This window comes from Nocardiopsis coralliicola (assembly GCF_054779695.1).
In genome coordinates this window covers 39,571-45,570 of the sequence record NZ_BAAGXT010000048.1, presented here as the reverse complement: position 1 = coordinate 45,570, position 6,000 = coordinate 39,571, and the positions used below count along the sequence as shown (strand labels likewise).

Below are 6,000 nucleotides of genomic sequence, written 5' to 3'. Positions count from 1 at the left end.
GGTGCGGTGCGCGCGGAGCGCCGCCGCCCGCCGCGCCGGCCGCGCTGCCCGGCAGGCCGTAAGCTCGGCGGTGGCCCGCTTCCCGGCGAGCGCAGCTGCCGGGCGCGGCTGCCCGGCACGGCCGGCGCAGCGGGCCGCCCGGAGAACGGCAGCACCACACCGGCAGCACGCCCGGGAGCACAGCACCGCCAGCACCGAGGAGCACGTCCCATGACCGCCACGTCCGGCGTCCGCCTGGCCGACCACACCACTCTCGGACTCGGCGGACCGGCCGCGCGCTACGTCGCGGCCGAGACCACCGAGGAGTTCGTGGCCGCCGTCGCAGCGGCCGACCAGCGCGGCGAACCGGTGCTCGTGCTCGGCGGCGGCAGCAATCTCGTAGTCGCCGACACCGGCTTCGACGGCACTGCGGTGCACGTTGCCACGTCCGGTTTCGCGACCGCACCCGGGCCGCGGCCCGGGACCGCCGCGGTGCGCGCCGAGGCCGGCATGGAGTGGGACCTGTTTGTCGAGCGCTGCGTCACCGAGGGGCTGAGCGGCGTCGAGTGCCTCTCCGGCATCCCCGGCCGCGTCGGCGCCACACCGATCCAGAACGTCGGCGCCTACGGCCAGGAGGTCGCGCAGACCATCGCGTCGGTCACCGCTTACGACCGCGCCGAGGGCCGCACCCGCACGCTGGCCGCCGAGGAGTGCGCGTTCTCCTACCGGGACAGCCTCTTCAAGCGCACCCCCGGCCGGCATGCGGTCCTCGCGGTCGACTTCGTCCTGGAGTGCGCCGCGGAGAGCGCTCCGGTGCGCTACGCCGAACTGGCCCGCTCACTCGGGGTCGAGCAGGGCGACCGGGTGCCCGCCGTCCGCGCCCGCCAGGCAGTGCTGGACCTGCGGCGCGGCAAGGGCATGGTGGTCGACGCCGACGACCCGGACTCGCGCAGCGCCGGCTCGTTCTTCACCAATCCGATCCTCTCCGAGGCCGACTTCGCCGACCTGCGCAAGCGGGCCGCGGAACGGCTCGGCCCGGACGCCGAGCCGCCTGCGTTCCCGGCCGGCCCCGGCCTGGTGAAGACGTCGGCCGCCTGGCTGATCGACCGGGCCGGGTTCGCCAAGGGCTACCGGGGCGCCGCCGGCGGGCCGGCCCGCATCTCCACCAAGCACACGCTCGCGCTGACCAACCCGGGCGGCGCGACGACCGAGGACCTGCTCGCCCTGGCCCGCGAAGTGCGGGACGGCGTCGCGGCGGCCTTCGGCGTGGTCCTCGTCAACGAGCCGGTCATGGTCGGGACCCGCCTGTAGGGCGTCGTGGCCGCACCACTGCCGTGCTGCGTCTCGCCCTGCACGCCCCTCGCGGTGTTCTCCTCCGTCGGAGGGCCGGGTCGGAGAAGCGGGCCCGCCCCGACCCCCTCGGCCTCGCGGCGAGTGCCCCGGCACACTTCTCGCGGGAGCGCCCGCACCGCGCACGCCCCAGCGCGGGTCGCGTCCCCCGGCCCGCCTGTTCCGCCCCCCCCCGCGGCCCCAGCGGCGTCCCGGAGCGCCGCTGCGCGCCCGGCCCGCCGCGCGCCGGCGCGCCATTCTCCGAAAAAGTGAGTTCGGTGGGGCGAACACTTTGGTTCGGCAATTCGCGGCGATCGGCGAAGCCTTTATCAAGAATTGCATGAGGAATTTCGCTGGTGCTAGCGTCCTCGGTGTCGAAGGGGAGTAGTCCCCGATTCCGCGATCGACAGACTGGCGGCGCTCCGACGGTGCTGCCCGGTCGCGGAGGCCCGCAGGCCGGTGCCCCGTGCGCCGGCGGCCCGGGCGGACGAGACCTTCGGCCCGGCCGGGCGGCCTGCCGGTCGCCGCAGCGCAGTGCAGCAGTGCACCGCAGTGCGGCGGCGCGCAGCCGCAGCGCTGCCGGGCCGAGGTGCCGCTTCCGGGCGCCCGGCCCGGTCTACGCGCCGGACGGAAGGCACCGCGCCCCCCGGCGCCGCCGAACGAATGGGCCGAAACGCATGGAATTCCTGATCGCACTCGCCGCGGGCACCGGAGTGGTGTTCCTCGCGGAAATGGGCGACAAGACGCAATTGGTCGCCATGTCCCTGGCGACCCGCTACCGGGTCCGCACCGTCCTGCTCGGCATCGTCCTGGCCACCGTCGTGGTGCACGGGCTGAGCGTCCTGATCGCCGAAGTCCTCGGCTTCGCGATCCCCACCGACTGGGTCACCCTCATCGCCGGCATCGCCTTCCTCGGCTTCGGCGCCTGGACCCTCCGCGGCGATGAGCTCACCGAGACCGACGAGAAGCGCGCCTCCTCTCGCACGATCCGCTCCGGCCTGCTCACCGTGGCCACCGTCTTCTTCATCGCCGAGCTCGGCGACAAGACGATGCTCGCGACCATCACCGTCGGCACCCAGTACCACTGGCTGCCGATCTGGATCGGCTCCACGGTCGGCATGGTGGCGGCCGATGCCCTCGCCATCGCGGTGGGTGCGCTGCTCGGCAAGCGGCTCCCCGAACGGGCGGTGCAGATCGGAGCGGCCGTGCTCTTCTTCCTGGTCGGCGCTGTGATGACGGTGCAGGGCATCCTCATGCTGACCGGCTAGGGCGTGCTCTGGAGAGCGGAGCGCCGCGCCCGCACCGGGTGCGGCGCTCCGCTGCACTCGGGATGCCGCCCGACCGCTCTCACGGTGCGGCGGCGAGCCACTCGTCGACGCCGGCGAGCATGTCCTTGCGCAGCCACTCCGGAGCCCCCGACCCGCGGATCGACATCCGCGCCAGCTCGGCCAGCTCCGGGTCGGAGAACCCGAACACCTCGCGCGCGATCCGGTACTGCTCGGCCAGCCGCGGGCCGAACAGCAGCGGGTCGTCGGCGCCGAGCGCGATCGGTGCCCCGCCGTCGAACAAGCGCCGGAGCGGAACCCGCTCCAGCTCGGCCGCGACCCCGAGGCTCACGTTCGAGGTGGGGCACACCTCCAGCGTCACGCCCTGCGTGGCGATCCGCTCCACCAGGTAGGGGTCGTCCACCGCCCGCACACCGTGCCCGACCCGGTCCGCACCGAGTTCGTCCAGGCACTCCCGGACGCTGCGCGCGCCGCCCAGTTCGCCGCCGTGCGGTGCCGAGATCAGCCCGGCCCGGCGGGCGATCCGGAACGCGCCCTCGAAGTCCAGCGCCCGGCCGCGCCGCTCGTCGTTGTTGAGGCCGAACGCCACCACCCCGCGGTCGGCGTACTGCTTGGCCAGGCGTGCGAGCGCCTTCGCGTCGAGCGGGTGCCGGGTGCGGTTGGCCGCCACCATGACGCCGACGTGCACCCCGGTCGCGGCCTCCGCGGCGCGCGCCGCATCGAGGGTGAGCTCCAGGGTGGCGGTGAGCCCGTCGAACTTGGACGCGTATCCACTCGGGTCGACCTGGATCTCCAGCCAGCGCGACCCGGCTGCCCGGTCGTCCTCGGCCGCCTCCCGCAGCAGCCGGTACAGGTCCTCGGGACGGGTGAGCACCGAGCGGGCGATGTCGTAGAGCCGCTGGAACCGGAACCAGCCGCGCTCGTCGGCCGCGCTCAGCTGCGGCGGCCACTCCGCGGCCAGTGACGCCGGTAGCTGCACCCCGCGCTGCTCGGCCAGTTCCACCAGGGTGGTGTGCCGCATGGCCCCGGTGAAGTGCAGGTGCAGGTGGGCCTTGGGAAGCGTGGAGATCGGGCGTTCCATGACCCAATGGTGCCGTATGGCGGCGCAGTGTGGGCCGGCTCCCTGAGGGTCCGCACCCGCAGAGTAGAAACACGGGGGCCCGGTCCGCTGCGCGGACCGGGCTGGTGCCTCCGGGCGGGGTGACGACCCCCCCGCGCCCCCCGAAACCCGCGCTCGCCTGCCGTTGCGTTTGGCCTGACAGTGAAACGAGGGCCCGGTCCGCCGCGGACCGGGCCCTCGTTAAACGCCAGCTCTACGAGCTGAGAAGCTTCTGGATGCGGCCGACGCCTTCGGCGAGGTCGGCGTCGCCCAGTGCGTAGGAGAGGCGCAGGTAGCCCGGGGTGCCGAACGCCTCGCCCGGAACCACGGCCACCTCGGCCTGGTCGAGGATGACCTCGGCCAGCTCAGCGGAGGTCTGCGGGGTGCGGCCGCCGATCTCGCGGCCGAGTACGCCCTTGACCGACGGGTAGGCGTAGAACGCCCCCTGCGGCTCGGGGCAGACGAAGCCGGGGATCTCGTTGAGCATCCCGACGATGGTGCGGCGGCGCCGGTCGAAGGCGGTGCGCATCTCGGCGACGGCCTCTAGGCCGCCGGAGACCGCGGCGAGCGCGGCGGCCTGGGACACGTTGGCGACGTTGGAGGTGGCGTGCGACTGCAGGTTGCCGGCCGCCTTCACGACGTCGGCCGGGCCGGCGATCCACCCCACGCGCCAGCCGGTCATCGCGTAGGTCTTGGCGACGCCGTTGACGACGACGGTCCGGTCGGCGAGCTCGGGCACCTGCACCGGCAGGGAGCTGAACTCCGCGTCGCCGTAGACCAGGTGCTCGTAGATCTCGTCGGTGAGCACCCACAGGCCGCTGGCGGCGGCCCACTGGCCGATCGCGCGCACCTGGTCCGGGGTGTAGACCGCGCCCGTGGGGTTGGAGGGCGACACGAAGAGCAGGACCTTGGTCTTGTCCGTGCGCGCCTCCTCCAGCTGCGCCACGGTCGCCAGGTACCCGGTGGTCTCATCGGTCACCACATAGCGCGGCACGCCGCCGGCCAGCTTGATCGACTCCGGGTAGGTCGTCCAGTAGGGGGCGATCACGATGACCTCGTCGCCCGGGTCCAGGAGCGTGGCGAACGCCTCGTAGATCGCCTGCTTGCCGCCGTTGGTGACGAGGATCTGCTTCGGCTCCACGGCGTAGCCGGAGTCGCGCAGCGTCTTGGCGGCCAGCGCCTCCTTCAGCTCGGGCAGGCCGCCGGCGGGGGTGTAGCGGTGGAAGCGCGGCTCCCGGCACGCCTTGACCGCGGCCTCGACGATGTAGTCGGGTGTGGGGAAGTCCGGCTCGCCGGCGCCGAAGCCGATGACGGGGCGGCCCTCGGCCTTCATCGCCTTCGCCTTGGCGTCGACGGCCAGGGTCGCCGACTCGGAGATGCCGCCGATGCGTGCGGAGATACGGGGTCGGTCACTCATGCCCCCATCGTTTCACGAGGTGCGCCGGACCGCCCGGTGAGATATCGGGTTGGCCCGAGTACGCGGGAGGCCCTACACTCGTCAGAGCCCGTCCGGGGCGCATGCGGAGCGAACGGCCCGCAGAGCAGCTAGGGTGGGACTACGCGGAAACGCGAAGGGCAGTGGCGCAATTGGCAGCGCACCGGTCTCCAAAACCGGCGGTTGTGGGTTCGAGTCCCTCCTGCCCTGCAGATTCAGGCTCATCAGGCGTGCTGGCCGGATGGTCGGCGCGCGGCAAGGCCGTTCGCCCCGACTGTTAAGGACCTCCGGTGACGCAGACTGACGCCGACGCGAAGCCCGACAAGGAGCCGACGCGTCGTACCGGTCCGGTGACCTTCACCAAGCAGGTCGTCGGTGAGCTCCGCAAGGTCCGCTGGCCTACCCGCCGCGAGCTGATCACCTACACGATCGTCGTCATGATCTTCGTGACCATCATGGTCGCCTACACCTGGCTGCTCGACCTCGGCTTCGGCGAGGCCGTCACCTGGCTCTACGGCACCGTCGGCGGGGCCGACGCCGGCGCTGGCGCCGGTGCGCCCCCCGGCACCGGGGCGCCCTTCTAGCGCCGCCCCGGGAGCAACGGCAGAGGGCCGCGGCTTCCGCCGGACCGCCTCCGCAGGACAGGTCCTGGCCTCCCCACCGCGTTCCGGGCGATCGCGTGCCGCGGCCGCACCGGCGGGCAACCGCAGGTTGCGCAGGCCGCGGAGGCAGGTAAGAGCGGCTTGCGGGGGGCGCGGGGGCGGCCACCCCACCCGGAGGCTCGCTGCGCAATGGTCCCATCGTGCCCGCTGAGAACGTAAGCTGGCACGACCGGCGCGGTGCCCTCGTCCGGTCCTGCCCATCGCGGCGCG

At 73.3% G+C, this 6,000-nt stretch carries 5 protein-coding genes and 1 tRNA gene; 4 read left to right on the top strand and 2 right to left on the bottom strand.

The genetic code is table 11. The features are described 5' to 3' along the window. Nucleotides 1-210: 210 nt before the first annotated feature. A complete protein-coding gene (locus ACYVGT_RS24090) occupies nucleotides 211-1,290 on the top strand; it encodes a UDP-N-acetylmuramate dehydrogenase (protein WP_460862633.1) in 1,080 nt (359 codons plus the stop codon). Between the two features lie 695 nt (nucleotides 1,291-1,985). After that, a complete protein-coding gene (locus tag ACYVGT_RS24085) occupies nucleotides 1,986-2,576 on the top strand; it encodes a TMEM165/GDT1 family protein (RefSeq protein ID WP_460862630.1) in 591 nt (196 codons plus the stop codon). 79 nt (nucleotides 2,577-2,655) lie between these two features. On the opposite strand, the gene ACYVGT_RS24080 is transcribed toward ACYVGT_RS24085, so the two are convergent. Continuing rightward, nucleotides 2,656-3,675: an adenosine deaminase gene (locus tag ACYVGT_RS24080; RefSeq protein ID WP_460862628.1), complete on the bottom strand. Its 1,020-nt coding sequence runs from the start codon at nucleotides 3,673-3,675 to the stop codon at nucleotides 2,656-2,658. 232 nt (nucleotides 3,676-3,907) lie between these two features. After that, complete coding sequence (locus tag ACYVGT_RS24075; RefSeq protein WP_460862626.1) at nucleotides 3,908-5,110, bottom strand: pyridoxal phosphate-dependent aminotransferase; 1,203 nt, start codon at nucleotides 5,108-5,110, stop codon at nucleotides 3,908-3,910. A 155-nt stretch (nucleotides 5,111-5,265) separates the two neighbouring features. Between ACYVGT_RS24075 and ACYVGT_RS24070 the strand changes: the two genes are divergently transcribed. Both ACYVGT_RS24070 and secE read left to right on the top strand, forming a co-directional pair. After that, a tRNA-Trp gene (locus ACYVGT_RS24070) sits at nucleotides 5,266-5,338 on the top strand. An 80-nt stretch (nucleotides 5,339-5,418) separates the two neighbouring features. Further along, a complete protein-coding gene (secE, locus tag ACYVGT_RS24065; protein WP_460862624.1) occupies nucleotides 5,419-5,712 on the top strand; it encodes a preprotein translocase subunit SecE in 294 nt (97 codons plus the stop codon). The last annotated feature ends 288 nt before the right edge of the window (nucleotides 5,713-6,000 follow it).

Excerpts from the sequence above, each read along its gene's own strand:
- ACYVGT_RS24090 (WP_460862633.1), top strand. The coding sequence starts at position 211 with ATGACCGCCACGTCCGGCGTCCGCCTGGCCGACCACACCACTCTCGGA.
- ACYVGT_RS24080 (WP_460862628.1), bottom strand. The coding sequence starts at position 3,675 with ATGGAACGCCCGATCTCCACGCTTCCCAAGGCCCACCTGCACCTGCAC.
- ACYVGT_RS24085 (WP_460862630.1), top strand. The coding sequence starts at position 1,986 with ATGGAATTCCTGATCGCACTCGCCGCGGGCACCGGAGTGGTGTTCCTC.
- ACYVGT_RS24075 (WP_460862626.1), bottom strand. The coding sequence starts at position 5,110 with ATGAGTGACCGACCCCGTATCTCCGCACGCATCGGCGGCATCTCCGAG.